This is a genomic window from Clavibacter lycopersici, assembly GCF_003576405.1.
Taxonomy (GTDB): Bacteria; Actinomycetota; Actinomycetes; order Actinomycetales; family Microbacteriaceae; genus Clavibacter; species Clavibacter lycopersici.
In genome coordinates this window covers 1-1,060 of sequence record NZ_QWGT01000428.1, presented here as the reverse complement: position 1 = coordinate 1,060, position 1,060 = coordinate 1, and the positions used below count along the sequence as shown (strand labels likewise).

Sequence of the window (1,060 nt, the reverse complement as noted above, 5' to 3'; positions counted from 1 at the left end):
TGCCGTGTACCCCGGCCGGCTGCGCGTGTCCCCCATAGCGCCCCTGCCAGGAGGGCCCGCTCCCTCCTAGGCTGGGGCGGTCGTCCCGCCCGCACCCGCGGGCGCCGCCCGTCCGCGACGCGGCGAGCGCGGGACGACGGCGGACGCGAGGACGGCCTCGGACGACGACCGGAGGCGACGGTGCAGCACGACGGCGACGCGCCCCACGACGGCCCGAGCACGCTCATCCGCCCCCGCCCCGCCCTCCTGCGGCAGCTCGTCCTCGCGACGCTCGCGCTCGTCGTGCCGCTGGGAGCGGCGCTCCTGGTGCTCGCCATCCCCACGGGGAACGCGGCGGCCGTGATCCTCGGCGTCGGCGTGGTCGCGCTGCTCGGCGCCGTCCTCGCCCGCCTCTACCTCACCTCCTATGTGCGCATCTCGCACGGGACGGGCGACGTCGAGACCCGGTTCCTGGGGCGCCGCACGCGCATCCGCCGCAGCGCCATGCACGACCTCCTGGTGGTGCACGTCTACCAGGGCCTCACGCTCGACACCCAGCCGCGGCTGTTCGTCCTCGGCGCCGACGGCCGCCTGCTCCTCCGCCTCAGCGGCCACGTGTACGACCTGTGGACCATGCGCTCGATGGCGGTCGGCCTCGACCTGCCGCTGACCGAGCAGGCGAAGGTGCTCACGATGGCGGAGCTGCGCGGGGCCCGGCGCGGGATCCTGCCCTGGTACGAGCGCTCGCGCCTCGCGCTGGCCGGCGCGCTCGTCCTCCTGGGCGTCGGGGTGATCGGCGCGGTCGTCGGCATCATGGTGCTCACGGGCGTGCCCGTGTCGATCCGGCTGTGACGGACGCGATGCCCGCTGAGCTGCGGGCCCACCTCGCGGACTGGCGGCTGGATCCCGACGGCCCGGTCCTCCGCACCGCGAGCAGCGTGATCGCCCCGGTCCGCCGCGACGGCGCGCGCCTCGTGCTCAAGGTGCCGCTCGTGGAGGAGGAGCGGCGCGGCGGCCGGCTGATGGCCGCGTGGGCCGGTCGCGGCGCCGCGCCCGTGCTCGCGTCCGACGCCGACGGCAC

General features: G+C 76.7%; 2 protein-coding genes. Both read left to right on the top strand.

The window, feature by feature from the left end; all coding sequences use genetic code 11:
- Positions 1-180: 180 nt before the first annotated feature.
- Positions 181-831 (top strand): hypothetical protein, encoded by a 651-nt coding sequence (locus tag DZG00_RS15715; protein ID WP_119383325.1) that lies wholly within the window; start codon positions 181-183, stop codon positions 829-831.
- On the top strand, positions 828-1,060 hold a 233-nt coding region (locus DZG00_RS15710; RefSeq protein WP_304650944.1), incomplete at its 3' end, for an aminoglycoside phosphotransferase family protein. The genes DZG00_RS15715 and DZG00_RS15710, both read left to right, overlap by 4 nt.